General features: G+C 73.4%; 18 protein-coding genes and 1 tRNA gene. 10 read left to right on the top strand and 9 right to left on the bottom strand.

What is annotated here, in order from left to right; genetic code table 11:
* Positions 1-72: 72 nt before the first annotated feature.
* On the top strand, positions 73-2,418 hold the full coding sequence (locus WMF46_RS23345; protein WP_437987610.1) for a PEGA domain-containing protein: 2,346 nt from the start codon (positions 73-75) through the stop codon (positions 2,416-2,418).
* 200 nt (positions 2,419-2,618) lie between these two features.
* Here the strand turns inward: WMF46_RS23345 and WMF46_RS23340 are convergent, their stop codons facing one another.
* The 9 genes from WMF46_RS23340 to WMF46_RS23300 all read right to left on the bottom strand — a co-directional run bounded on the left by WMF46_RS23340 (position 2,619) and on the right by WMF46_RS23300 (position 11,348).
* Positions 2,619-3,566, bottom strand: coding sequence for a hypothetical protein (locus WMF46_RS23340; RefSeq protein WP_437987609.1), 948 nt, complete (start codon positions 3,564-3,566; stop codon positions 2,619-2,621).
* A 38-nt stretch (positions 3,567-3,604) separates the two neighbouring features.
* The gene (locus WMF46_RS23335) at positions 3,605-4,102 is read right to left on the bottom strand and encodes a hypothetical protein (RefSeq protein WP_437987608.1); all 498 of its coding nucleotides are present in this window, start codon (positions 4,100-4,102) and stop codon (positions 3,605-3,607) included.
* 61 nt (positions 4,103-4,163) lie between these two features.
* Positions 4,164-4,763, bottom strand: coding sequence for a type II secretion system protein (locus tag WMF46_RS23330; RefSeq protein ID WP_437987607.1), 600 nt, complete (start codon positions 4,761-4,763; stop codon positions 4,164-4,166).
* 152 nt (positions 4,764-4,915) lie between these two features.
* The gene (locus WMF46_RS23325) at positions 4,916-5,515 is read right to left on the bottom strand and encodes a pilin (RefSeq protein ID WP_437987606.1); all 600 of its coding nucleotides are present in this window, start codon (positions 5,513-5,515) and stop codon (positions 4,916-4,918) included.
* Positions 5,516-5,667: 152 nt separating this feature from the next.
* On the bottom strand, positions 5,668-6,339 hold the full coding sequence (locus tag WMF46_RS23320; protein WP_437987605.1) for a type IV pilin protein: 672 nt from the start codon (positions 6,337-6,339) through the stop codon (positions 5,668-5,670).
* Positions 6,340-6,424: 85 nt separating this feature from the next.
* Positions 6,425-7,906, bottom strand: coding sequence for a sigma-54-dependent transcriptional regulator (locus WMF46_RS23315; protein ID WP_437987604.1), 1,482 nt, complete (start codon positions 7,904-7,906; stop codon positions 6,425-6,427).
* Positions 7,907-8,051: 145 nt separating this feature from the next.
* Positions 8,052-8,444 carry a hypothetical protein gene (locus tag WMF46_RS23310; protein ID WP_437979336.1) on the bottom strand — a complete coding sequence of 131 codons (393 nt, stop codon included), beginning with the start codon at positions 8,442-8,444 and terminating at the stop codon, positions 8,052-8,054.
* 109 nt (positions 8,445-8,553) lie between these two features.
* A complete protein-coding gene (rimO, locus tag WMF46_RS23305; RefSeq protein WP_437987603.1) occupies positions 8,554-10,020 on the bottom strand; it encodes a 30S ribosomal protein S12 methylthiotransferase RimO in 1,467 nt (488 codons plus the stop codon).
* Positions 10,017-11,348, bottom strand: a complete 1,332-nt coding sequence (locus WMF46_RS23300) for a dihydroorotase (RefSeq protein ID WP_437987602.1) — start codon at positions 11,346-11,348, stop codon at positions 10,017-10,019. The genes rimO and WMF46_RS23300 overlap by 4 nt, the downstream gene beginning before the upstream one ends.
* A 335-nt stretch (positions 11,349-11,683) precedes the next feature.
* Here WMF46_RS23300 and WMF46_RS23295 point away from each other — a divergent pair.
* The 9 genes from WMF46_RS23295 (at position 11,684) to WMF46_RS23255 (ending at position 25,263) form a co-directional block, all read left to right on the top strand.
* Positions 11,684-11,770, top strand: a tRNA-Leu gene (locus tag WMF46_RS23295).
* Positions 11,771-11,970: 200 nt separating this feature from the next.
* Positions 11,971-13,149 carry a hypothetical protein gene (locus tag WMF46_RS23290; RefSeq protein WP_437987601.1) on the top strand — a complete coding sequence of 393 codons (1,179 nt, stop codon included), beginning with the start codon at positions 11,971-11,973 and terminating at the stop codon, positions 13,147-13,149.
* 66 nt (positions 13,150-13,215) lie between these two features.
* Complete coding sequence (locus tag WMF46_RS23285) at positions 13,216-14,292, top strand: DUF4190 domain-containing protein (RefSeq protein WP_437987600.1); 1,077 nt, start codon at positions 13,216-13,218, stop codon at positions 14,290-14,292.
* A 56-nt stretch (positions 14,293-14,348) separates the two neighbouring features.
* Positions 14,349-14,657, top strand: coding sequence for a hypothetical protein (locus tag WMF46_RS23280; protein WP_437987599.1), 309 nt, complete (start codon positions 14,349-14,351; stop codon positions 14,655-14,657).
* 78 nt (positions 14,658-14,735) lie between these two features.
* Complete coding sequence (locus WMF46_RS23275) at positions 14,736-15,839, top strand: tetratricopeptide repeat protein (RefSeq protein ID WP_437987598.1); 1,104 nt, start codon at positions 14,736-14,738, stop codon at positions 15,837-15,839.
* Complete coding sequence (locus WMF46_RS23270) at positions 15,839-16,855, top strand: hypothetical protein (protein WP_437987597.1); 1,017 nt, start codon at positions 15,839-15,841, stop codon at positions 16,853-16,855. The genes WMF46_RS23275 and WMF46_RS23270 overlap by 1 nt, the downstream gene beginning before the upstream one ends.
* Positions 16,856-16,948: 93 nt before the next feature.
* Positions 16,949-18,634, top strand: a complete 1,686-nt coding sequence (locus WMF46_RS23265) for a serine/threonine-protein kinase (protein ID WP_437987596.1) — start codon at positions 16,949-16,951, stop codon at positions 18,632-18,634.
* 178 nt (positions 18,635-18,812) lie between these two features.
* Positions 18,813-24,275 carry a hypothetical protein gene (locus WMF46_RS23260; protein WP_437987595.1) on the top strand — a complete coding sequence of 1,821 codons (5,463 nt, stop codon included), beginning with the start codon at positions 18,813-18,815 and terminating at the stop codon, positions 24,273-24,275.
* On the top strand, positions 24,265-25,263 hold the full coding sequence (locus WMF46_RS23255; RefSeq protein ID WP_437987594.1) for a S66 peptidase family protein: 999 nt from the start codon (positions 24,265-24,267) through the stop codon (positions 25,261-25,263). The genes WMF46_RS23260 and WMF46_RS23255 overlap by 11 nt, the downstream gene beginning before the upstream one ends.
* Positions 25,264-25,286 lie beyond the last annotated feature (23 nt).

The raw sequence follows: 25,286 nt of genomic DNA, 5'->3' as shown, positions 1-25,286 counted from the left end.
CCGGCGGTGGAGCGCTGGATCCGCGCGAGATCGCGGCGCGCGCGGCGCCTCGCTGCCGCCGAGATCCTCCCGATGGCGCTCGCGAAGTCACCGGACCAGCGGTACGCTGCAGCGGATCAGGGGATTCTAGCGCGCTCCGAGCTCGCCCGCGACGAGCGCTTGTACATCGAGCTCACGCTCGTCGCGCGGAGCATGCGCGATCGTTTCCGTTTCCGGGACGCCGCGACGAACGGCGCCGCATATCCTGAGGAGTTCTCGACCATGGCGGACAACAAGGGCGGCAGCGATCTGGACGTATTCGAGGGGCTCGCGAAGAAGAAGTCGCCCGCCACGAGCACCGCCCTCGTACCTCCCTCGCCGCCTGCGCGGTCGCGCACCCTTGTCGGCGCGGCGGTGCCGCCGCCGCCGAACCACGCGGCGACGCTCCCCAGCGGCGTGCCGTCTCCGCTTCCGCCGCCCGTGACGCAGAAGGGGGCCGGCCCGTCGTCGCTCCCGCCGCCCGTGCCGTCGAAGGGGACGAGCCCGGGGTCGCTTCCGCCGCCCGTGCCGCCGAAGGGGACCGGTCCGCTGTCGCTCCCGCCGCCGTCGCTCCCGCCGCCGTCGCTTCCGCCGCCGTCGCTCCCGCCGCCGGCCGTGACGCAGAAGGGGACCGGTCCGGCGTCGCTTCCGCCGCCCCTGTTGGCGAAGGGGACGAGCCCGGGGTCGCTTCCGCCGCCGATGCCTCCTTCGGTCAAGACGGGCTCCCTGCCGCCCGTGGTGCCGCCTCGGTCGCGCCAGCCGTCCCTGCCCGCGATCAGCGCCCCGGCCCTGCCGTCGAAGAGCCCGCTGCCGCCGCCGCCGGTCAGCGGGGCCTCGGGCTCGCTGCCTCCGGTGGTCCCTCCGCCGGTGCGCCTGCCGTCGGTGAAGCCGCCGCAGAAGGCGGGCGACGACGCGAAGCCTCGCTCGGCCAAGGGCACCGCGGTCGACATGAACTGGGACGACGACGAGGAGTCGACCCACGTCTACGACAAGCAGGGGAACGACTACAATCCTGGGCGCTCGAGCGCGCTGCCGGCGGCGGGCTCGCCGTCGATCCCGAAGGCGGCCGCGGCGCTGGTCGCGAGCTCTGGCGGCGCGGCGTCGGCCTCGCGGGTGCGCACCCCCGTCCCGGCGCCGCCGCCGATCCCGAGCGCCCCGCCCGCGCCGGCGATGCCGCCGGACCTCGGGCTCCGCGCGCTGTCGCGCAAGGACGAGCCGACGGAGATCCGCCCGCGCCACGTGGTGCAGCAGGGCGCCGGCAAGGCGGGCGTGCTCCTCGGCGGGCTCGCGCTGGTCGCCGTGCTCATCCTGGCGGTGGTCATGCTGGTCCCGAAGAAGGGCGCGCTGACGATCGACCTGAAGACCCCGAGCGGCGGCGCCGTCGACCGGGCCGAGATCTTCCTCGACGGCCAGAAGCGCTGCGACACCGTGCCTTGCGTCGTGCGCGATCTCGAGCCCGGCTCGAAGGTGGTCAAGATCCTCGCCCCCGACTTCCCGCCGCGCGACGCCGTCGAGATCGTCGAGGGCGGCAAGGACAAGGTCGTCGTGATCACGCTCGACGCGGCCGGCGCCGAGCGGTCTTCCACCAGCGCGTCGACCACGACCGGCGTGAAGGCGTCGGGCGCGCCCGGCGTGAAGGTCTTCATCGACGGCGAGGAGAAGGGCGTGCTCCCCGTCGAGGTCAGCGTGCCGCCGGGGGAGCACAAGATCCGCTTCGACGGCGGCGAGCGCTTCGAGCCCCTGGAGCAGACGGTGGAGGTCGCTCAGGGCCAGATGAAGGACCTCGGCGCGGTCGCGCTCAAGGTGCTGAAGGGGCAGGTGACGCTGGAGCTCGCCACGTCGGGCGCCTCGGTCAAGCTGGTGAGCGCCAAGGGCACGGAGAAGAAGCTGCCCGATTCGGCCTGGAAGAAGCCGCCGGTCAAGGTGGATGTCACCGCGTCCGAGCGCTGGAAGATCGTGGCGACGAAGAGGGGGCACCAGGACTTCTCTCAGGCGATCTCGTTCGAGGACGGGCAGGCCGAGAAGACGATCCGGATCGCGCTCGAGGAGGCGCGCAAGTCCGAGCCGGCCGCCGCCGCGCCCGCGCCTGCGCCCGCGCCTGCTCCGGAGCCGGCCGCACCGAGGTCGGAGCCCGTGGCCGCCGCGCCGAAGGCGGAAGCGCCGGCGGAAGCGCCGGAGCCCGCGCCTGCTGCCGGCGGTGCGACGCTGAACATCAACTCGATCCCGGTCTCGAAGGTGGTCCTCGACGGGCGGCCGCTGGGGAGCACGCCCAAGGTGGGCGTCAGCGTCCCTGCGGGGTCGCACACGGTGATGTTCATCCATCCGGATCTCGGGAAGAAGTCGGTCACCGTCACGGTGAAGGCAGGCGAGACCAAGACCGCGGCCGTCAAGTTCGAATGAACACCTAAGCCGCCAGGAACGCCTGAGGATCCGCCAGGGACGCCTGGAGAGCCGCCAGGGACGCCTGGACGAGCTGCCAGCGAGTCCAGGCGCTGCCGGACGCTGGCTGTGCTGGCTCCGGCGGTTCACTCGGCTCGCTCCGGGGACGCCCTGGCGTCGTGCCGGCGTCCGGCGCGCGCCGCTTCAGGGCCCGAGGCAGCTCACCGCTCGCCCTCGACCCGCTCCGCCCAGGCCCGCCAGGTGGTCGCGCAGCGCGGCTCGTCCGCGTGCGCGCCCCCGGCGCAGTACGCCGGGTCGCGCGGGGGGCCCAGCACGAGGATCGCGGTGTTGTTGACGAACGGCAGATCGCGCCGCCAGAGCTCGCGGAACCCGTCGAGGCGCCGGCGGTACTTCTCCGCGTCGCGCGCGTCGAGGAGCTTGTCGAGCTGCGCGCGGATCTTCTGCTTGAGCTGCTCGTCGTCGGTGACGGCGAGCGTGCGCTGGAGGAACCGGATCTGCGCCTCTCGCTCGCCGGCGCGCCCCAGGAGGCCCGCGCCGCCGAGCGCCTGCCAGCTGATGTTCGCGTCGCCGCCGCCGAGCTCCGCGGCGCGCGCGAGCATCCGGGCCCCATCGAGGCGCCACTGCGCCTTCTCCTCGGGATCGGTCAGGTACGTGGCCGGCGCGATGAAGCCGACGAACTGGCCGAGCGCGAGCCAGATCTCGCCGTCGAGAGGGCGGTTCTGGACCCCGCGCTCCATGATCTCGCGCGCCTTGATGACCTCGTGGCGCGGCGTCGTGCTCATCTGGAACGTGATGAGCGCGTCCGCGAACAGGTAGGGGTCGCGGAAGGTCGGGTCGAGCGCGTTGATGGCGTCGAGCAGCAGGGTGAGGTTCTCGAACCGGCGGCGCTCCATGGTGTGCATGCCCTGCGAGACGAGCACGTGCGACCAGAGCAGATCGGCCAGCGCGGCGCGGTAGCCGAGCGACAGGGTGACCACCTCGTCCGGCGGCGGCAGGACGTACACGTCGGAGGTCTCGGCGACCCGCCGCTCCAGGTCCGCGGCCGGCGCGCGCACGCTCCCGATGGCGACGGCGGCGGTGGCCGAGAGCGCGACCGTGACCAGCGCGTCGCGCGCGCCAGCGAGGCGGGCGAGGAGCGAGGGGTCCACCGGAGGGGCACCTGGCCCGGGCGCCGGAGGGTCGCCCATCATTCCACCTCGCGGTCCACGAACATGCCCGGCAGCACGCGGGCCGGCTCCCCGGGGATCCGCTCGCCGCGCACCTCGAACGTGGACAGCACGCCGTCGCCGTCGAGGTCGCCGTGCGCGGTCGCGGTGAAGCGCATGGCCTTCGACGCGTCGAGCTCGCTCGTGAACTGGAAGGAGAACGCGTGGGGCCCCTCGAAGCGGAAGTCGAGCGAGCGCCACGTGAGGTGCTCCCACGACTCCGGCGGATCGACCACGCGCACGCCGCGCGGCACCTGCGCAGGTGTCAGCGGGGCGGATGGGGGGAAGCTGATCTCCTGCGGCCGCGACTCGGCGTAGGCGACCGCGCTCGTCACCAGCCGGTCGAGCCCCTCGATGGGCTCGCTCAGCTTGGACGCGCTGAGGTTCCGGAAGAACGCGGGAACGGCGACGGCGAGGACGCTGCCGCCGACCGCGAAGGCCGCGCTGAGCTCCAGCGCGCTCCAGGAGCGCCAGGTCATGGGCTCTCTCTACCTCACCCCTCCACGATCGAACAAGGGCGAGCGAGGCGCGCGGGCCGCGTCAGTCGGGGTCGTTGTCCGTGAAGATCATGGTGCTGGTCACGAGCTCGCCGTTGCGCACCTCTCCGGTGCGGACCACCGTGCACGCCACGCCGTCGCCGTCCAGGTCCCCGCGCGCCCCTGCCTCGAACGCCTCCGTGCCGCTCGGGATCGGGGCGCCGTCCAGGCCCTGGCTGACGTAGCCGCCGCCGACCTGGTACGAGTACTGGAAGAAGATGGGCGAGATGGTCGCGAAGCCGAGGCACTGCCAGCCCGCGAGCGGCGAGCCCGACATGAAGTCGACGCCGGGCGCCGCGCTCGGCTGGTACTTCGTCCCCCGCACGTCGGCGAAGTTGAGGGGGACCGGCGCGGCCGAATCGCACAGGATGTGGGTGTTCGCCGCGGAGACGCCCGTGGCGGGCAGGATCTGCGAGATGGCGCGGTCGCGCTCGTACTGGGTGGCGGCGCTGCGGGTGATGGCGCCGACGACCTGCTTGGCTTCAGCCGTCTTCGCCGTGGCGATGTAGGTGCGCACCCCGACGACCGCCAGGGCGGCGAGCACGCTGATGATGGCGACCACGATCATGAGCTCGATGAGCGTGAATCCGCGACTGCGAGACACTTCCTTATGCCGCACGGTACGCCCTCATGCTGGATGTGGTCTATGAAGCTCGATTGCCCGAACCGGCGTGAGCCAGGGATGCCCTCCTGCTGGAGGTGGTCGACGAAGCGTGGTTGCCCGGCTCGGGGTGAACCGGGCAACCGGCCATCACGTCACTCGTACTCGTTCTCGATATAAACCTGCGTGGCCAGCGCGAGCTGCCCCGCGGTCACCGTGCCGCCGCGGGTGAAGAAGGCGTTCACCGCGTCGTTGTCGAGGTTGCCGACCGCGCCGGCCTCGAAGCCGGTGGCGGTGGGATCAGGGCTGAGCGTGACGCCCGGGATGCGGGCGCCACGAACGTAGTGGTACTGGTAGTAGATCGGCTGGCTCATCGAGAACCTCAGGCACTTCCAGCCCCCGGTCGCGGTGCCCGTTTCGAAGTCCGAGCCCTCGGTCGAGTTGGGCTGGTACTTGATGCCGGCCGGGACTGTAGCGGGCACCGCGGTGGCGCTGTCGCACAGGCTGTGGCTCGCGGCCGCCGAGGTGCCGCCGCCCGCGAGGATCTCGGAGGCGGCCGTCTCGCGCTCGAACGCGGCGGCGGCGCCGCGGGTGATCGCGCCCACGGAGTTCTTGGCCTCCGAGGTCTTCGCGCTCGCGAGGTACCGGCGAACGCCGAAGATTGCGAGCGCGGCGAGGACGCCGATGATGGCGACCACGATCATGAGCTCGACGAGGGTGAAGCCTCTCCTGTCGTATCGCTTCAGTGCACGCATGAGTGTCGATCCTCCGTAGTGATTTCTTTAATTGGATTCGTTGCCGAGACGGACCGTGAAGGTGTCTGGTGCGGGGCCCGGCCAGCCCGCTGTGCGAAGACCTCTCCCGCGGTACAGGCGCGCTCGGCGCCCGGGCCGGGGTAAACCATCCTCTACTCCGTGTCGTTCTCCCAGTAGATCCCGGACATCGTGGATGTCGCCAGGAGCAAGGCGTACGTCCCATCCCCGTCGCGATCGCCGCCCGCCTGGACGACGTACCAGGGGCCGTTCGGCGCGAACTGCGGATCTGCCAGCGGGTCACCCCCAGGCAACCCGCTCCATGTGAAGCCCCCTTGTGCCGTCACGCCGAAGGTGGAGGCATTGCCGGCCACCGTCGCGTATCCGAAGCGGACCGCGCCGTCCGTCGTCACGTTGAGCATCCGCCAGCGCGCATAATCGGTGTGGCCCGTGTCCTCCCAGGCGCGCTTGTGCTCGTCGGGCGTTCCGCCAGGATACCACTTGCTGACGGCGAGCGATCCATCAGACACATTCAGATACTCGAGCATCTCGGCCTTGTAGGCCTCCTGCCCGCCGCGGATGCCTTGAATGACCGCCTTCGGCTCGGCGATGCCCGCCGCGTTCATGTACCTGCGGTATCCGACCATGGCGAGCGCCGCGAGGACACCCACCATCGCGACGACGACGAGGAGCTCGACGAGGGTGAACGCTCGCCTCGCTGCGCTTCGCTGTCGCCGCCTGCTCCGCATGCGCCCTGACGCTCCAGCAGGTGACGTGCCAAGGAGCGCGCGGCGCGGCGCCGTCTTCGAGTTGCGCGAGAAGCTCATGAGTTGCCTCGGTTTTCCTTGAGGTGAGGAGGGCAGGGTGCCGGAGGTGTGCGATTGTGTTCTTTTGCGGCGGTGACGAAAACCGTCACTGCAGGGCGCCCGGCGGTGACGATTCTCGTCGGGATCCTCCCTCCGGGTCGTCGTCGCCCTCCCCGTCGGCGGCAAGGGCGTGCTTGGCGAGGCGGTAGCGCAGCGACCGGAACGAGACGCCGAGCAGCTTCGCGGCCGCCTTGCGGACGCCGCCGGTGCGCTCGAGCGCCTGGAGGATGAGCCGGCGCTCGACCTCGCCGATCACCTCGTCGAGCGCGCACCCCTCGGGCGGGAGCTGCGCGAGCAGCGGCGCCGGGCTCGCGCTGAGGCCGGCGACGGCGGTGGGGAGGTCGCCGAGGCCGATCGTGGGCCCTCCGGCGAGCGCCACCGCGCGCTCCATCATGTTCTCGAGCTCGCGCACGTTGCCCGGGAAGCCGTAGGCGTCGAGCGCGCGCACCGCGTCCGTCGTCAGGCCGCGGACGTCCTTGCCGAGCTCGGCGGCGAAGCGGCGCAGGAAGCGCTCGGCGAGCCGCGAGATGTCCCCGGGGCGCTCGCGCAGCGGCGGCAGCTCGATGCGGATGACGTTCAGCCGATAGTAGAGATCCTGCCGGAAACGGCCCTGGCGGACCTCGGCCTCCACGTCCCGGTTGGTCGCGGCAAGGACCCGGACGTCCACCGAGATCTCCGCGGCGGCGCCGACCGGGCGGACCTTCCGCTCCTGGAGCACGCGGAGGAGCTTCACCTGAAGCGCGGCCGGCAGCTCCCCGATCTCGTCGAGGAGCAGCGTCCCGCCGTCCGCCTCCCGGAACAGGCCCATCGAGCGCGCGCCGGCGCCCGTGAACGAGCCCTTCTCGTGGCCGAACAGCTCGCTCTCCATGAGCGCCTCCGGGAGCGCCCCGCAGTTGACGACAAGGAACGGCCTGGCCGCGCGATCGCTCCGGTCGTGGATCGCGCGGGCGACCCGCTCCTTGCCGGTCCCGCTCTCGCCCGTGAGCAGCACGGTGGTGCGCGTCGGCGCGATCTTGGCGATCAGCTCGGCGATCCGCTGCATCGCGGGGCTCGTGCCGAGCGGCTCGCGCGACGGGAGATCGAGCCGCTCGAGCTGCGCGCGCAGCCGCTGGTTCTCCGCGACGATCGAGCTCTTCTCGAGCGCCTTCGCGGCGAGCGCTGTGAGCTCCGCCGGCGAGAACGGCTTGGTCACGAAGTCGTACGCGCCGTGGCGCATCGCGTCGAGCGCGCTCTCCACCGTGGAGTGCGCGGTCATCACGATCACCTCCGTCGCGTTGCTCCGCGCCTTCGCGGCCGTGAGCACCTCGATCCCCGAGCCGTCGGGCATCACGAGGTCGGTGAGGACGAGCGGGAACGGCTGCGGGTTCTGGCGGATGGCCTCGATGGCGGCGCGCGCTCCGGGCGCGGCCACGACCTCGTAGCCCTGGCGGCGGAAGGCAATGTGAAGCACCTGGCGGAGGCCGGGCTCGTCATCGACGACCAGCACCCGGGTGGCGCTCTGCGGGATGCTCGGCGGGATCGACGCCATCACGCCAACACCCTATCACGATGCTCCGCTCACGCGTCGAGAGCGGCCATCGGGCGCGGCGCGCCGCGTCGTCGTCACGTCACCGCGCCGTCACGTCACCACGTCGTCACCGTCCCACTTCGGCGCCTGGGGCTTCGTCGCGCGCTCAGGGGCAGACGTCGTTCACGACGCCGAGCGGTGTGCGCTCCTCGACGACAAACGATTGCGCCTCGCTCTCCTCGCCTCCGTTGCCCTCCAGCTCCTGCCATACGAGCAGGGTGTCGCAGACCTGGGCCTCGATCTCGAGGAAGTAACGGCCGTTCCCGTCGGTGTCGTCCTCGATCACGCCCCGCTGCGTCCGCTCGTTGAAGAGGCTGACGCGTGCGCCAGGGCTGCAGTTGCCCGAGATCTGCCACACCCCCTCGCGATCTGCGGCGGGCCGCATCGTGTCGGCTGGCTCGGGCGGGGGGAGCGGCAGCGTCGGGCTCAGGCACGCCGCACCGGCGAGCAGCGAGATCGCGAGGGCTACGGCGAGGTGAAGCGCAGCGCGGCGGAGCATCGGCACGGCTCGGCGTCATAGCACACCGTGTGCCGCGCCCCCTCCGCCGCGGAGCGCCCTGATGCAGCGGGATTTTCAGCGATCGCGCCGCGACCCGATCGCCGGACCGTCAATTCTGTTGGCGCTCGCGTCCATCGGTTTGCAGCACGCGCAGGGCGACGCGCCGCTTCGCCGTGACGGCGCCGAGATCGGCGGCCGGGGGGAGCCCGGCGCCGCGCCCGCTCTCCTCGTCGTCGAGCAGCTCGCCGACGAGATCGTAGTCGCTCGCCTGCGTGATCCGGACGCGGCACATCTCGCCGGGGCGGACCTCGCCGCCGGAGAGGTAGACCTGTCCGTCGATCTCGGGCGCCTGACCGGCGTGGCGGCCCATGAGCACGTACTCGTGCTCGTCGCTCGTCCCCTCGACGAGCACCTCGAGCTCGCGGCCGATCATGGCGGCGCTCTTCTTGTGCGCGATGCGGCGCTGCAGCGTCATGAGGCGGCGGTAGCGGCTCGCGGCCGTGCGCGCGGGGACCTTGCCCTCGAGCTCGTAGCTGCGGCTCGCCTCCTCGTCGGAGTAGCGGAAGACGCCGACGCGCTCGAACTCGGCCCAGCGCACGAAGTCGCAGAGCTCCTCGAACTCGGCGTCCGTCTCGCCGGGGTGGCCGACGATGAACGCGGTGCGGAACGTGAGGTCGGGGACGCGCTCGCGCAGCGTGGAGACGACCCGGCGGAGGCGATCGCCGCCGTGGCCGCGCCGCATCCGCCGCAGCATCGCGTCGGCGGCGTGCTGCAGCGGCATGTCGACGTAGGGCACGACCCGCGGGTGGCCGGCGAGCAGCTCGACGAGGTCGTCGGTCATCGTCTCGGGGTACAGGTAGAACAGCCGCACCCAGCGCACGCCGGGCACGTCGGCGACCCGCTCGACGAGCTGCGCGAGCGTCGCGCGCGCGCCGTCCTCGGCGCGGCCCGCCGCGTCGCGGCCGTAGGCGATCGTGTCCTGCGAGATGAGGTTGATCTCGCGGACGCCCGCCGCCGCGAGCTGCTCCACCTCGCGCACCACGTCCGGGATGGGCCGGGAGCGCTGCGCGCCGCGCAGGTCCGGGATCACGCAGAACGAGCAGGTGCGGTTGCAGCCCTCGGCGATCTTGACGTAAGCGCTGCCGCCGGGGGTCGAGAGGGTGCGCGGATCACCGGCCTGGATCAGCCACTCTGCGGGGTTGCCGACGAGCATCCGCTCCGCGTCGCCCGCGAGCACCCGGCCGAGCTTGAGCATGTCGCTCGACCCGAGGAAATGATCGACCTCGGGCATCTCGCTGGCGAGCTCCTCGGGGTGGCGCTGCGACAGGCAGCCGGCCACGACCAGGCGCTTGCAGCTGCCGCGCTCCTTGTGCTGCGCCATCTCGAAGATGGCGTCGATCGACTCCTTCTTCGCCTCGCCGATGAAGCCGCAGGTGTTGACGACGATCACCTCGGCCTCGGAGGCGTCGTCGACGTGCGCATAGCCGGCCGCGCGGGCGACGCCGAGCATCACCTCGGAGTCGACGCGGTTCTTGGGGCACCCGAGGCTGACGAAATGGACCTTGCGCGAGCTCATGTCGCCGCTCCCTCGCCGTCGACGAAGACGACCCGCCCCGAGGCGAGCGTCATCTTGACGCGGCCCGTGAGCTGCCGGCCGAGGAACGGCGTGTTCTTGCTCTTCGATCGGAGGCGCGCCGGGTCGAGCACGAAGCTCAGGTTCGGATCCACGAGGCAGAGCTCGGCGCGGGCGCCGGCCTTGATCGTGGGCGCCTCGAGCGCCGCGATGCGGGCGGGGGCGCGGGTGAGGGCGTCGACGAGCCGCCCGAGGGGGAGGGCGCCCTGCCGGACGAGGTCGAGCAGCACCGGGACGACGAGCTCGAGGCCGATGAGGCCGGGCGACGCCTCGGCGAACTCGCAGTCCTTCTCGAGCGTCGAGTGGGGCGCGTGGTCGGTCGCGACGGCGTCGATGGTGCCGTCCGCGAGCGCCTCGCGGAGCGCGTCGACGTCCGCCTGCTCACGCAGGGGCGGGTTGACCTTGCACGCCGTGTCGTAGCCGAGCACGGCGGCGTCGGTGAGCGTCAGGTGGTGCGGCGTCACCTCGGCGGTCACGGCGATGCCGCGGGCCTTCGCCTCGCGGAGGATGCGGACCGCCCCGAGCGACGAGATGTGCGCGACGTGGTAGCGCGCGCCGGTGGCCTCGGCGAGCAGCACGTCGCGCGCGACGATGATGTCCTCGGCCACGCGCGGCCAGCCCCGGAGGCCGAGCCGCGTCGAGATCGCCCCCTCGTGCATCTGCGCCCCGTCGGTGAGCGCGTGGTCCTCGGCGTGCTGGATGATCGTGAGATCGAAGGTCTTCGCGTACTCGAGCGCGCGGCGCATGACGGAGCTCGACGTCACGCAGCGGCCGTCGTCGGAGACCGCCACGGCGCCGGCGTCCTTGAGATCGGCCATCTCGGTGAGCTCCGTGCCCTTCTGGCCCATCGTGATCGCGCCGATGGGGTGGAGCGCGGGCCCGCCGATCGCGCGGGCTCGCGCGATCATGGCCTCGGTGATGGAGCGGGTGTCGTTGACCGGCCGCGTGTTCGGCATCGCGCACACGTGAGCGAAGCCGCCGGCCGCCGCGGCGGCCAGCCCGGAGGCGATGTCTTCCTTGTACTCCTGCCCGGGCTCGCGGAGGTGGGCGTGAAGATCGACGAACGCGGGGAGGAGCAGGAGCCCATCGCCCTGGATGATCTCGGCCCAGTCGGCGCGGCGCAGCTCGTCGGTCGCTGCGCCGCGTCCGGCCCGGGTGATGACGCCGTCTTCCACGACGACGTCGATCACGTCGTCGAGCTGTTGTGCCGGGTCGACGGCGCGCACGCCGACGAAGAGAAGGAGGGGAGGAGGTGAGCCGGTGGCCGCCATGGGAGCGCGCTCCCCTAGCACAGGCGCTCCTCGCCGTGCACCGGTGCGGCGTCAGCGGGGCAACCAACCCGGCAAGGAGACCGCGCGCCAGCGCCATCCGGCACCTGGAGGAACCCAGGATGCCCGGGCAAGCTGGAGGAACCCAGGAGGCCAGGGCAAGGCGAAGGACGGGAACGCGACGGGTGCAACGGGCGCGACGGAGGTGATGGACGTAGCGGATGTAACGGACGGAACGGACGGAACGGATGGAACCATCGACGGAAGAAAAACGCTCGGGGCGTGATACAGCGCTTGACGGAACGCGAGGGGGTGAGGTAGTGATGCCGTCCCCGCTCGCGAAGCTGGCGGAATTGGCAGACGCGCTGGATTCAGGTTCCAGTGGGGTAACTCCCGTGGAGGTTCAAGTCCTCTGCTTCGCACCAAGCGCTCTTCTTATCCTGCTTCTCTAGCCACGACTCTTGCCAAGGTCGTGGCCCTGTCCCTGCTCGCCGTCTCCAGCAGTTCCTGTGATCGCCGCTCCTCCCCATCGGCGGGAGGAGCCGCGAGTGCAGCCCCTGGTTCGAGCGCCTCGGGGGCAGTCCTCGCTGCCGCCGCTGCGTCGAGCGCCCCGACCGAGCCCGCCGTGGCCACTGCGCCGGCCGAGCCCGAGCTGCCGCGCGGGACCGGCGTCAAGGAGTTCGTGCCCGTCGGCTCCCTCGAAGGGTGCAAGGCGAAGTCGGGTGATATCGCGACCTACATCCTGCGCGAGGGGATGGGGATCGCCGGGCGCGCCGACGGCTCGTTCGGGGCCGTGTGGCTCGTGGACCTCAAGGGAGGGGACGCGCAGATCGCGTTCGCCGGCTTCGATAGCGAGGCCCGGCAGGTCGCTCGCGCGAGGGCGATCTCGAGCACGCGAGACGCAGGGCTCCGGATCTTCTCCTCGGGAGACCAATGGGTGGTCACCTGGTTCGAGGCGGAGGGGCTGGCGTACGCGCGGCCCCGCTGGGAGACGAACCCGCCGGTCGAGATCCAGCGCGTCGGCGCGATCGGGAGGGAGGTCAGCGACCATGTGGCCCTCGCGCCCGCTCCAGGTGGCGCCCTGGTCGCAGCGGCGCCCTTCGGACCGGACCGCCAGCGCCTGGGGGTGTTCCAGTTCGCGCCGGTGGATCCTGCGCAGCCGCAGCTCAAGGCGGTCGGGGTCACGCGAAGCGCCAAGAAGCCGCGCTGGCCGACGGTCGCTGCCGACGCGTCCGGTGGCTACCTCGTCGCCTGGCAGGACGAGGAGGACGGGAGCATCCGGGCCTCGAGGTTCGACGCCGCGGGCAGGGAAGGGAATGCCCACGTCGTTGCGCAGCGACAGGGCGGCGACCGACCAGCCGGCGCCGCTCAGGAGACACCGGACAGGGATCAGCGGCTCGGCCTTGTGGCCACGGGCAGCGCCGGCGCGCTGCTGGTCTGGAGCGAGGGAGCCACATTGATCGCCCGCGCGCTGGACGCCGAGGCGCGGCCGCGCGGGGCGCCCTGGGTCGTTGGCAAGGGCAAGTGGCGCGCGCTCGCGCCGAGCGGCGACGGGGCCCTCGTGGCGTGGGTCGGCCACGACGGCAAGGTGGAGGGGCAAGCCCTCCTCGCGAAGCTGGCCGCCGACGGAGCGCCCTCTGCTCGAGGGATCCGGGTGTCGGATGGGGTGTTTCCCGTAAAGGATTCTCCCAGCGTGGCGCTCGCCGGTGAGCGGGTGGGCGTCGCATGGACGGAGCCCATGAGCACCGGTGTGAGCACGAAGCGCGCAGTCTTGCGTGTGCTCGATCGCACCTGCATCCCCTGAGCGCTCACGCGACGAGAGGGCCCGTGCGGCGGGCGTAGCGCGGCCTCCGGCGCTAGGATGAAGAGCGTGAGCCACGCATTCGGCCCGACTCAGCCACCGCCGAACCGCGATGCGAACGAGCCGCCTGCAGCGCTCAGGGACGCGCAGACGGGCGCCCTGCCCTGCGAGAGCGAGCCGCCTGCCGGAGTGCCGCCCTGCGACACGGTCGCGGCCCGCGGGCGCGTCGCGCTCGCGCCGGCTGCAGCGCAGCCGAGCCGCGCGCAGGCGGCGCGGCTGATCATCCAGGATCCCTACCTCACGCCGCCGCCCCCGCCGGAGCGACGGCAGCTCTCCACGCTGGCCGTGAGCTCGCTCGTCGCGGCGCTGTTCGGGCCGCTCGGGGCGATCGCCGCGATCGCCTTCGGCTGGGCGGCTCGCCGCGAGATCGAGCAGGCCCCGGCCGTGCGCAGGGGGTACGCGCTCGCCAGCGTCGGGCTCGCGCTCGGCGTCCTGCTCACCCTCTGCTGGAGCTCCGCGATCGGCTTCGGCGTGTGGATGTGGAGCACCCATCACAGCGGAGAGACGGCCTCCGCCCTCCCGGAGGGGGAGGCCTCACCGGAGCCGGCGAGCACGGCGTCGCCGTCGATGCCGCTGCCGGAGGCGCCTCCTCCGGCGGTGCAGCCGAGCGGCAGCGTCCCTCAGCACACGACCCACCGGCGCATCGGCGGGGTCTCCATCGTCGATATCGGCGTCGACGTGTCCGTGCTCAGCGAGGAGCTCGCCAAGCAGCGCGCGGAGGCATACGCCCAGGGCGAGAAGGTCCTCGTGATGACGACGAGCGATCCCTGCGAGCCGTGCCGCGGGGTCGACCGCTCGCTCGGCGATCCGCTGATGCAAACGGCCCTCCGGAGCGTGCGGCTCGTGCGCGTGGACATCGATCTCTTCAAGGAAGATCTCGATCAGATCAAGGTGCCGCGGCGGCTCTATCCGGGCTTCTTCCTGCTCTCGCCGGATCTTTCCCCGCAGGACGGGATCAACGGCGGCGAGTGGGACGACGACATCGCGCGCAACATCGCGCCGGTGCTGGGGGCGTTCGTGCGGGGCCAGTACACGACCCGCCGGCAGCCGTGGAACCCGCTGCCCGGCTCGGGCATGCGGCTCTGAGCCGGGTCGCGCGCGGCGACGAGCCCCTCGCGCGCCGGACAGGGTAAGCTCCGGCTGTGAAGCGCTTTGGCCAGCTCGTCCTCTTCGCCCTCTGCGTCGCGTTCAGCGTCTCGGCTGTCTACAACGTCGTCTCCGACAACGCCGACGTCGAACGGAGGGCGGCGCTCGTCGCGTGCGGCGAGGACGGCGCCGCGAGCGCGCCGGAGCGGCGCCGCGCGAGCGAGGGCTGCAGAGCGCAGATGACGCGGCTGGAGCGGACGCCGTTCGGCCAAACCTTCGAGTTCACGACGGCGAAGCGTGCCGTGGACGTCAGGTGCGAGCGGGCGCTCGTGTTCGCCGGCGAGTACAGCTGCAAGCTCAGGTGATCGCCGGGGCGGCGGCCTTCACCCCGCCCGCCGCAAGACGCCGTTATCCGCGTGGAAGTTACGCTATGGTGGGCGGCCGTGACGAGCCCCACAGCGCGCTTGCCTCGCTCGATACGCCCCGAGGCCGGGCGCATCGTCGTGTGCTTCGCCTCCGCGGTCGCAGCCGCCGCGGCGGTCGCCTACAGCGCGCCGCCGGCGCTGGCGGCGCAGGTGCCCCCGCCGGAGCCGCTCAGCGCGCCTGCGGTCGCGCCCGCCGCCCCGCCCGCGCAGCCGCCGCAGGGCGTCGGGCCGAGCTCTCTTGCCCCGCCGCCGCAGGGCGGGGGGCCGAGCCCTCCGGCCCCGCCGCCGCTCTCGCGAGACGAGGAGGAGAAGCGGCTCCGCATCGAGCGAGCGACGGCGCTGCACGACGAGGCGCAGCGGCGCTACCAGCGCGGCGAGTACCGCGCGGCCATCGCGAAGCTGGAGGCCGCCGTGGCGCTCGATCCCGAGGGCAAAGAGCTCATCTACAACCTGGCGATGATCCACGAGCGGCTTGGCGAGATCGACGAGGCCGAGCGCTACTATCGCCGCTACCTCGACATGGAGGCGCTCCCGAAGGCGCGTGAGGAGGTGCATGCGGTCCTCAAGCGGCTCAAGGGCGCGAAGCGAGAGCTCGCCGGCGCGAAGCCGCCGCCGTCCGCGCCCGCGAAGGCCGCCTCGGTCTCCACCTCCACGGCGCTGCCGTATTTGCCGCGCTTGCCGCGCCATCCCGTCGCGATCGGCATCGCGACGCCGCGCGCGACCTGGCTCGGCGTCAGCGGGGGCATCGCCGCGGGGTCGCTCGTGGTCGGCGGCGTCTTCGCCGCGCTCGCCGTGGCGCGGGATCCCGGCGCCGGCGAGCGCACCGGGGCCGGCGTCTCCATCGCCGACCTGCAGGCCGACGCGAGCGCCGCCCACCGGTGCGCCGTCGCCGCGGATGTCGCCTTGCTGGTCGCCGGGCTCTCCGGGGCAGCGGCGCTCTACCTGTACCTGGCTCCGGGGGCTCCCGCGGCGAGCCCAGCCGCTCGCGGGGCCTCGGCCGTCGGTTCGCGCGCGCTGACGCCGGGGCAGGATCGCCGTCTCCCGCGCGGCGCCGGTGCAGGGGCGCAGGGGATCCGCCTGTCGCTGGGCGCCGAGGGGGCCCGGCTCCGGGTGCAGTTCTGATGCGCCCCAGCGCCGCGCGGCGCAGGCTGCTCCGCGGGCTCGCCGCGCTCGTGTCGCTCGGCGCCGGGTGCGAGGTCCTCGTCGACGGCACGCTGGGCCCGGTGCACTGCACGGACGAGGGCGCGGTCGGGCCGCCGGCGTGCCCCGAGGGCGCCGTTTGCAGGGACGGCGCCTGCGGCGAGCAGCAGCTGGAGCGCGCGCTGGGCGCGCGCTGCGCGCGGGACGAGGACTGCGGCGCGCTCGATTTCTGCCTCGATCCCGCGCTGTTCGACGTCGAGGGGCCGCGCGCCTGCTCGCGCGCCTGCTGCAGCTCGAGCGACTGCGATCCTGCCCGGGATGCGGTCTGCTGGATCCCCGACGGCGGCGGGAGCGGCCTCTGTCGCGTCGGCCGGGAGGTCGGGCGGCCCGACGTGGGCGCGGGGCTCTCCGGCGCGCCTTGCGCCGCGCCCGGCGACTGCCGATCGGGCATCTGCGACGACGGTGCCTGCGTCGACGCCTGCTGCTCCGACACCGGCTGCGCCACGAACGGGGCGGCGTGCCGGCTCACGACGGGCCTCGTCTCGTCCGGTCCGGCCTGGGCGTGCCAGGCCGCCGCCTTGGGCGATGGAGGCTACTTCGAGCCGTGCGCTCGGGACGAGGACTGCGCGTCCGGGCTCTGCGCCGAGGTTGAAGGGAGCGGCCGCTGCACCATCCCGTGCTGTGGCTCGGAGATGTGCCCGGACACGCCCGGCGAGGTGCGGCAGCGCGTCGGCTGCGCCGAGCTCGCGATCGACGGACGCTCGACCGTCCGCGCGTGCATCACGCTGCTGTCCGGGGACAGCCTCGCAGCCGTCGGCGTTCCGTGCACCACGCCCGAGGACTGTCGGAGTGGTATGTGCATCAAGGATCCTGAACAAACGCAGCGATTCTGTAGCGACGTCTGCTGCAGCGATGCGTCCTGCGGCGACGCCGCGTTCTTCGGCTGCCACCCGCGAGCGACAGGCGAGTCGTGGGCCTTGCGATGCGAGCCCAAGTAACGGACGATCCCCCCCATCGCGGTGGTAGTTCGTGCAGCTGACGGCCAGTTCCCAGCCAGCGCCCCCGGGTCGCCCGGCGAGCCCAGCAGGGCCATGGCGCTGATTTGCCCGCGCTGTCACCACCTCGGGGCCGTCGCGCTGGAGGGGAGGAGCTCGTCCAGCCAGCTTCCGTCTCCCACTGGCGAGCGCGGTTCCCAGGACGGCCAGAGCGCGAGGCTGCCTCGTTGCCCCCACGACGGGCTGGCCCTCGTGAGCCGCGAGGTGCTCGCCGAGGCCGACGGAGATCCGTTCCTGGGGATCACGATCGCGGATCGGTTCGTGATCGTGGGCAAGCTCGGCGCCGGCTCGATGGGCACGGTGTACCGCGCGCGCCAGGAGGCGATGGGCCGCGACGTGGCCATCAAGATACTGCGGTCGGACAGGGCCTTCGACGCGCAGGCGAAGGCGCGCTTCACCCGCGAAGCGCGCGCGATGAGCCTCCTCAGGTCGCCGTACACGGTCACCGTGTTCGATTTCGGCGAGGTCGTGGACGACGCGACGGACGCGGCCTTCGGCCGTGGTCGCTCCGCGGAGCAGAGCTCGCCCGGGGAGGGGACGACGTCGAGCAGCGGCTCTCTGTACCTCGCGATGGAGCTGCTCGAGGGCGAGTCGCTCGGTCAGCGGCTCAAGCGCCTGCGGCGGCTGCGCGTGGGCGACGCCGCCCGCTTCGCGCGGCACGCGCTCCTGTCGCTGGCCGAGGCGCACGACAAGGGGATCATCCACAGGGACCTCAAGCCGGACAACCTGTTCCTGGCGAGGCCCCCCGCGGGCGAGCACGAGGAGATCTGCAAGGTGCTCGATTTCGGCATCGCGAAGGTGATGACCGGGACAGAGCGGCCGGTCGACGCCCTCGAGACCCAGGCAGGCACCGTCTTCGGGACGCCGCGGTACATGTCGCCGGAACAGGCGCAGGGCAGGCCGCTCGACGCGCGGAGCGACCTCTACTCGCTCGGCGTCCTGCTCTATCAGATGCTGGTCGGGAGGCCGCCGTTCATCGACGACGATGCGGTCGTCGTGATGGCGAGGCACATCACGTCGTCGCCCGTGCCGGCGAGCGAGGCCGCGCCGGACGCCAGGATCCCGCCGTCGCTCTCGCAGCTCCTGCAGCGCGCGCTGGCCAAGCGGCCCGAGGAGCGGCCGCGGAGCGCCCAGGCGTTCATCGCCGAGCTCGATCGCGCGATGGACGAGGCCAGGCCGAGCCTCGACCGCGAGCGTCTCGGTCCGGCTCAGCCCGCCGAGGTCGGCGCCACGAGCGAGCTGCTCGCGGTCGTGGGCGACGGCGAAGGCGCCGCGCCGGCGCCGAGCACGCTGCGTCGCGCGCCGCGGAGGCGCACGTCGCGCGTGGCCGTCGGCGCCGGCGCCCTGTGCCTGATCGTGATGGCGCTCGCCGTGCGCGAGCTCCGCCGGCCTGCGGACGGCGGCGCGCGCAGCCTTCAGAAAGGGGTAGCGCTGGAAGCGAGGGCACTCGCGAGCGCGATCTCGCGCGCCGACCCGCCGCCCGCCGTGCCGACGGCGCCGCCGCCGCCCGCCGTGCCGACGGCGCTGCCGCTCGCCGCGCCGGCGCTGCCGCCCGCCGCGCCGGCGCTGCCGCCCGCCGCGCCGACGGCGCCGGCGCTGCCGCCCGTCGCGCCGCCCGCGGGTGTTGCCAGCGCGCCGCCCGCGCCCACGGGCGTACCATCGGCGTCGATACCGAGGCGAAAGCCAGCGCAGCAGCGCAAGCCGTATGTGAAATTCGACTGATGACGGCACGCGCGCGGCACCGCTGCGCAAGGCCGACGTGGGGCCCCGAAGGCCCGCTCTTCCATGGAGTCCCGTCGTGCGAGAGACAGCGGCGTCCGATCGCGAAGGACGCCGAGAGTCGCTGTACGAGCCGGAGGCTAACGTGTAACTTCGCCGCGCACCGATGGATCCCCGTGAGATGGAAACGCTCGTCCAGCGGCTCGTCACGAATCCGCATGACGGGGAAGCCCTGGCGTATGCTCACCGAGCCGGGGAGCAGGACCCACGCTCGTACGCCATGCTGCTCGAGCGCGTCGGCAGCTCCACCGCAGATCCATCGTACGCGGCGCACTGGCTGAGCGAGGCCGCGAACGTGTGGTCGACCACCATCGGCGACGCGCACCACGCCGCGCGGACGCTCATGATCGCCATCGACAAGGATCCGACGCAGCGGACCGCGGCGGAGCGGCTGGCGCAGCTCTACCGCGACAAGGGCGATCAGAAGGCGCTCGTCGCGCTCCTGGAGCGGCTCGTCAAGGCGCTCACGCCGCTGCTCTTCGAGCGGCCCGAGGTGCGCGCGCAGGTCTCGACCCTGCACGAGGAGCTCGGCCGGCTGTGGAGCGAGCCGCCGCTCTCGCGGCCGGAGCGCGCCCTCGAGAACTGGCGCCGCCTGGCGGAGCTCGATCCGCACAACGTCTACGCCATCTACGCCGCCCGCGAGATGCTGAAGGCCCAGCAGCAGTACGCCGAGGCGATCCCGTACTTCGCGATGGAGCAGGCGCTCGTCGACGACCCGGATCGGCGGCTCGCCCTGCTGCGCGACGAGGCCGACATCCGGCGCCGCGCCGGCGATCTCGTGGGCTCCACCGTGGCGCTGCGGAACGCGCGCGCGTTCGTGCCGCACGACATGGGGCTCATCCAGGGGCTCGGCGTCGCCATCGTCGACCGCATCGAGGCGGGCGAGCCGGTGCCGCAGCCAGAGCGCGACGAGGCCGCGGAGCTCTTCGTGGCGCTCGCGGAGACGTACGACGGGGAGTACGGCTACTCGTACTCGGTCTACGCCCTGCGCGCGGTGCCGGGGCACGATCGCGCGATGCAGCTCGCCGACCATTACGGGAAGCAGCTGGGCCGCATCGCGGAGCTCCGCCCGCGCTACCTCGCCTACCTCCAGGTCAACCCGAACGGGTTCATGGCCCCCGAGGCGCGCAAGCGGGCGTCCGTGCCGCCCCCCCCGCGGCTGCCGTCGGCGCCGCCGCCGCCCCTGGGCGTGGCTGCCGCGCCTGCGCACCGGTCGTCGGTGCCGCCCAGCGCGGGAGCCGTGCCGCCCAGCGCGGGAGCCGCCCATGCGCACGCGTCCGTGCCACCCTCGGGCGTCCTCTCGTCGCCGGCTGCCGCCGGGCTGGTCGAGCCGGGGGTGGCCGCGTTCGCGCCGGCGTCTTCGTTCGCTCCCGCGCCGGGGTCGACGGCGCCGGACACGCTGGCTTCGCCCGTCGATGCCGCGGCGCCGGCCTCCGGGGGGGCGTACGGTCTGGCCGACGCCGCGCCGGCGCCTGATGCCTTCGGCGGCTCGGCGCCCTCGGAGGCGCTGCAGCCGCCGAGGGAGGAGCCGGCCGAGCTCCGCAAGCCGCTGACGCTCGCCAAGCTCCGCGAGGTGCTCAAGGGCGAGCCGGCCAACCCGGACGTGCTCGCGCAGGTCGAGGAGCAGCTGCGCCAGAAGCGGATGTTCGTCGAGCTGCGGGACGTCCTTCTCGCGGCGGCGCGCGTCCCCGAGGCGCCCATCGAGCGCAGGAAGGCGCAGCTGCGCGACGTCGCCGGGCTGTGCGAGGCGCAGCTGCGCGACGTCGACTCGGCGGTCCAGGCCTGGAAGCTGCTCTCCGAGCTCGATCCCGGGGACGCGCAGGCCCAGGCCGAGCTGAGGCGGCTGCTCGAGCAGAGCTCGCGGTGGGATGACCTCGCCGCGCTGCTCGAGCACGACGCCGCCGCGACGCCCGACGTCGCGCAGAGGGTCGAGATCGAGAAGGCGCTCGTCGTGCTCCACGAGCAGAAGCGCCGCGACCCCATCGCGGCCGCGGAGGCGTGGGTGCGGATCGCGGGCCTCACGCCCGACGACGGCGCGGCGCTCCTGTCCGCCGTCAAGCTCTTCGAGCGCGGCGAGCGCTTCGATCTCGCGGCGCGGGTCCTCGCCGACGCGACGTCCTGGTTCAAGGGGAAGCTGAACCACGGGCCGCTCCTTCAGAAGCTCGGCGAGCTCCGGATGCGGCTCGATGAGCCGGGCGCCGCGGGCGACGCCTACGGTCAGGCCGCCGAGCTGCTGCGCCAACCGAGGCTGTGGGAGCTCGCGCAGAAGGCCTACGTCGCGGCGGGGCGGCTCGCCGAGGCGGCGAGGGCGCTCTGCGAGCGCGCGCTGCTCGCGGACCGCAAGGCGCGCCCGGCGCTCCTCGTCCAGGCCGCCGAGCTGCTCCTCAGCGCCGGGGACGTCGACGGCGCGCTCGACCGCGTCGAGCGCGCCGTCGAGATCGATCCGGCGACGGACGCCGCCCCCGCGATCGAGGATCTCTACCGGCGCGCCCATCGGTGGCCCGAGCTCGTGCGGTTCCTCCTGAGCCGGGCCGAGGTGCTCGGCGACAGGGCGGAGCGCGTCGCGGCGCGGCGGGCCGCGGCGGCCCTGCAGCGCGAGCTCGGCGATCGCGACGGGGAGCGCGCGACGCTCACGCTCCTGCTCGCCGACGGCGATGACGCCGAGGCCATCGAGCGGCTGGCCCAGGACGCAGGCGAGCGTGGCGATCACCAGCAGGGCGCGGAGCTCCTCCGCAAGCTCGGCGATCTGACGGACAGCGAGCCCGGCAAGATCTCGCTCGCTCTGCGCGAGGCGCGCATGCTCGCGGAGGGCCCCGGCGACCTCGAGGCCGCGATCGCGCGCTACGAGGCGGTCGTGGCGACGCTCGATCCGCAGAACCGGATCGCGCTGCAGGGGATCGCCGACCTGGAGGAGCGGCGCGGCAACCCGAGGGGGGTCGCGGGCGCGCTCGAGCGTGAGCTCGCTCTCGTGTACGGCCACGACCAGGTCGACATCGCGCAACGGCTCGCGGCGCTGTACGAGGGCCCGCTCGACGATCCGCGCGGCGCCGTCCGGGCGCTCGAGATCGTCCACGCCGTCGAGCCGGACGACCTCGACGCGGTCGCCCGGCTCCTGCGGCTCGCCGAGCGGCTGAACGACTGGCCGAAGGTCGCGCGCCTGATGGCGATCCTGATCGAGATGGAGGGCGACGACGACGAGGCGTCGCAGATGACCCGGCGCCTCGCCGAGATCCTCGACCAGCAGCTGGGCAAGAGCGACGAGGCGCTGGCGCTCCTGGAGCGGCTCGCCGATCAGGGCGACGAGCCGTGCCGAGAGGCGTACGTCGCGCTCGGCGATCGGCACGGGTGGAAGGGGATCGTCGCGACCAAGCTGGTCTCCTGGAACGAGTCGATCGCGCGCGCGGGGCGTGAGGTCGCCCTGCGCGGGGCCTTCGAGCGCTTCGTGGAGGTCGGTCGCCAGAAGGACGCCGCGCGCGTGGCGATGGAGCTCGCGCGCTCCCGCACCGCCGACGCCGGCCTCGCGGAGAAGCTCGAGGCGATCGCGGTGGAGCTCCAGGATCGCGAGGCCCTCACCGTCGCGCACGAGCTCCTCGCCAGGGATCTCTCCGGCGCGGCCCGGGCGGCCGAGCTCGTGCGGCAGGCTGAGGTCCGGGTCGCCGTGGGCGCCGATCCGCTGGAGTCGATCCACCACGGCGAGGGCGCGCTCGCGAGCGTGCCGACCGCCGAGGTCGAGCCGCTGCTCCAGCGGCTCGCGGCGCTGGCCGAGGCCCCGGGCCTCATCATCGATCTCTTCGAGCGCCAGGTCAGTCGGTGCCGCACGCCGGCCGATCGCCTCGCGGCGCTCGTCCGGGCCGCCCAGATCGCCTGCGAGCGCGGCGCCATCGACCGGGCGAGGAGCTTCTTCGAGCTGGCCCTCGGCGGCGGCGTCCAGGAGGAGACGATCGCCACGCTCGAGCAGATGGCGCGGGACGACGACGAGCGGTCGCGGTCGACGGCGCTGCGCGCGATCCTCGCCGAGGCGCTCGCGGCCGGCGGCCAGGGCTCGCGCGACGGCGGCCGCACCCGGGCGGCGCTCCTGCGGCGCGCGGCCACGATCGCCTACAAGGATCTCGGCGACGTCGACCGCGCCTTCGGCTGGCTGGGCGGCGCCGTGCTCACGCAGGTCGACGACGCTTCGCTCGACGCGCTCGAGGCCCTCGGGCGCGAGGTGGGCGACCTGCCCCGCGTCGGCGCGACGCTGGACCGCGCGCTGGACGAGGTCTTTGACGGCCCGCTCGTGCGCAAGCTCCTGCAGCGTCGCGCCAGGCTGCGGCGCGACGTGCTCGGCGACCGGCAGGGCGCCGCGGCGGATCTGAAGAAGCTTCACGATCTGTCGCCCTCGGATCAGGACGTGATGAACGACCTGTCGGGTCTCCTGCTGGAGCTCGGCGATCACCGCGGCATGATCCAGCTCTACGAGGACCAGATCCTCCGCGGCCGCGATCCGGCGCAGCGGGCGGAGCTCGCGCGCAAGGTGGCGCGCCTCTGGGAGGAGGAGCTCGGCGAAGCGCGCGAGGCGGCGGACGCCTGGCGCCGCGTCCTCCGCATGAAGGCGGGCGATCCGGACGCGACCGCGGGCCTCGAGCGGGCCAAGACCGGCAAGCTCAAGCGCACCCCGCCGCCTCCTTCGCTGCCGACGCGCGCGCCGGGCCCGCCGCTGACCGAGCCGCCGCTCGCGCCCCGGGCGCCGGCGCTCGAGACGCTCGGCCTCGAGGCCGGCGCGGTGGCGGCGGTGAGCAACGGCTACGCGGGCTCCGAGGCGCACGAGGGCGTCGAGGCGCAGCCGGCCGCGGAGACGCAGCCGGCCGCGGAGGCGCAGCCGGTTGAGGCGTACCCGGCGGCGGAGGCGTACCTGGCGGCAGAGGCGCAGCCGGTTGCGGAGGCGTACCCCGCGGCGGAGGCGCAGCCGGTTGCGGAGGAGTACCCGGCGGCGGAGGCGCAGCCGGTTGCGGAGGCGTACCCCGCGGCGGAGGCGCAGCCGGTTGCGGAGGAGTACCCGGCGGCGGAGGCGTACCCGGCGGCGGAGGCGTACCCGGCGGCGGAGGCGTACCCGGCGGCGGAGGCGTACCCGGCGGCGGAGGCGCTGTCGGCTCCCCAGGCGCAGCCGGCGGACGCCGCCGCCTCGCAAGCGCTGCCGGTCGAGCCGGAGCAGCAGGTCTGGGCCTACGGCGTCGCTGCGCACGCCGACGCGGGCAGCGGCGCTGCCCATGGCGATGTGGTTCTGCGCGAGGGGCAGAGGCTCCCTCTGGATAGCGCCACCCAGGTCCTCCACGTTGCTCCGGCTGCGTATTCCGATGCGCCTGCCGCTCCCGCGCAGTGGTCGGAGTTCGACGCTCACGCAGGGCCCCCGACGCTCGGCGACGTCGACAACGGCGAGGCCCATCGAGCGCACGATGAGGCGCCCCTCTCGGCCCCTGCGCTGCCCGTCGCGCCCGCTGCCCACACAGCGCCTGTCGTGCCGCCCTTGCCTGGCTCCGACGCGATCGACGTCGACACGGATGCGGAAGACGTGGAGTTGATCGACGACGACCCTGGTGCTCGCTAGCTCTCCCCCGCCGATCCTGCCCCCGGCGCTCCGGCCGGGCGATACCGTCGCGGTGATCGCCCCTTCCAGCCCGTTCGAGCACGTCCTCGCGCGGGTCGGCATCGGTTGGCTCGCCCAGCGCTACCGCGTCCTCTTCGACGCGGGCGAGGGGCCTCCGCCTCCGTTCGACGGCGACGGCGATGGCCGGCGCGGCGCCCCGCCATCGCTGTCGGCGCCCTCCCATCACGGGCTGTTCGCGCGAGCCGGGTACCTGGCCGGCAGCGACGCCCGGCGCAGCGACGAGCTCGCCCGCGCGCTCTCGCACCCCGGCGTCAGGGCCATCTTCGCGGCCCGCGGCGGCTACGGCGCGAACCGGTTCGTCCACCGGCTCGACTGGAGCGCCCTCGCAGCGCACCCCCGCTGGATCGTCGGCTTCTCCGACGTCACGGCCCTCCACGTCGAGGCAGCGCGCGCGGGCGTGGCGTCGCTCCATGGCGTCCATGTCACCGCGCTCGGGCGCGGCGACGCCCGCGCCCGCGCCGCGCTGATCCGCGCCCTCGAAGATCCGCTGGGTGAACGCCGCTTCGACGGCCTCACCACGCTGCGCGCCGGGGTGGCCGAGGGGCCGCTCTTCGGCGGCAACCTGGCCCTGCTCCACGCCTGCGCCGCCGCGGGGCGGCTCCGGGTCCCGGAGGGGTGCATCCTCCTGCTCGAGGACGTCACCGAGCGGCCCTACCGCATCGATCGCATGCTCGCGACGCTCGATGTCGGCGGCCACCTCGCCCCGGCCGCGGCGGTGGTCCTCGGCGACTTCGATCAGTGCGCACCAGGCCCCGACGGCATCACGGTGGACGAGGTCCTCCGCGACAGGCTGCTCCCGCTGGGCATCCCCGTCGTCGCCGGGCTGCCGATCGGCCACGGCCATCGCAACGAGCCCGCCATCCTCGGCGGCCACGCGCGCGTCCTCGCGCACGGCCCCGACGCCGCGGTCACGCTGGCGGGCGCCTGAACGCCCGCGCGGTCACGCGATCA

It is taken from the genome of Sorangium sp. So ce117 (assembly GCF_051524395.1).
Taxonomy (GTDB): domain Bacteria; phylum Myxococcota_A; class Polyangia; order Polyangiales; family Polyangiaceae; genus Sorangium; species Sorangium cellulosum_B.
The sequence above is the reverse complement of the archived record's forward strand: the minus strand, read 5'-3'. Positions and strand labels throughout refer to the sequence as shown.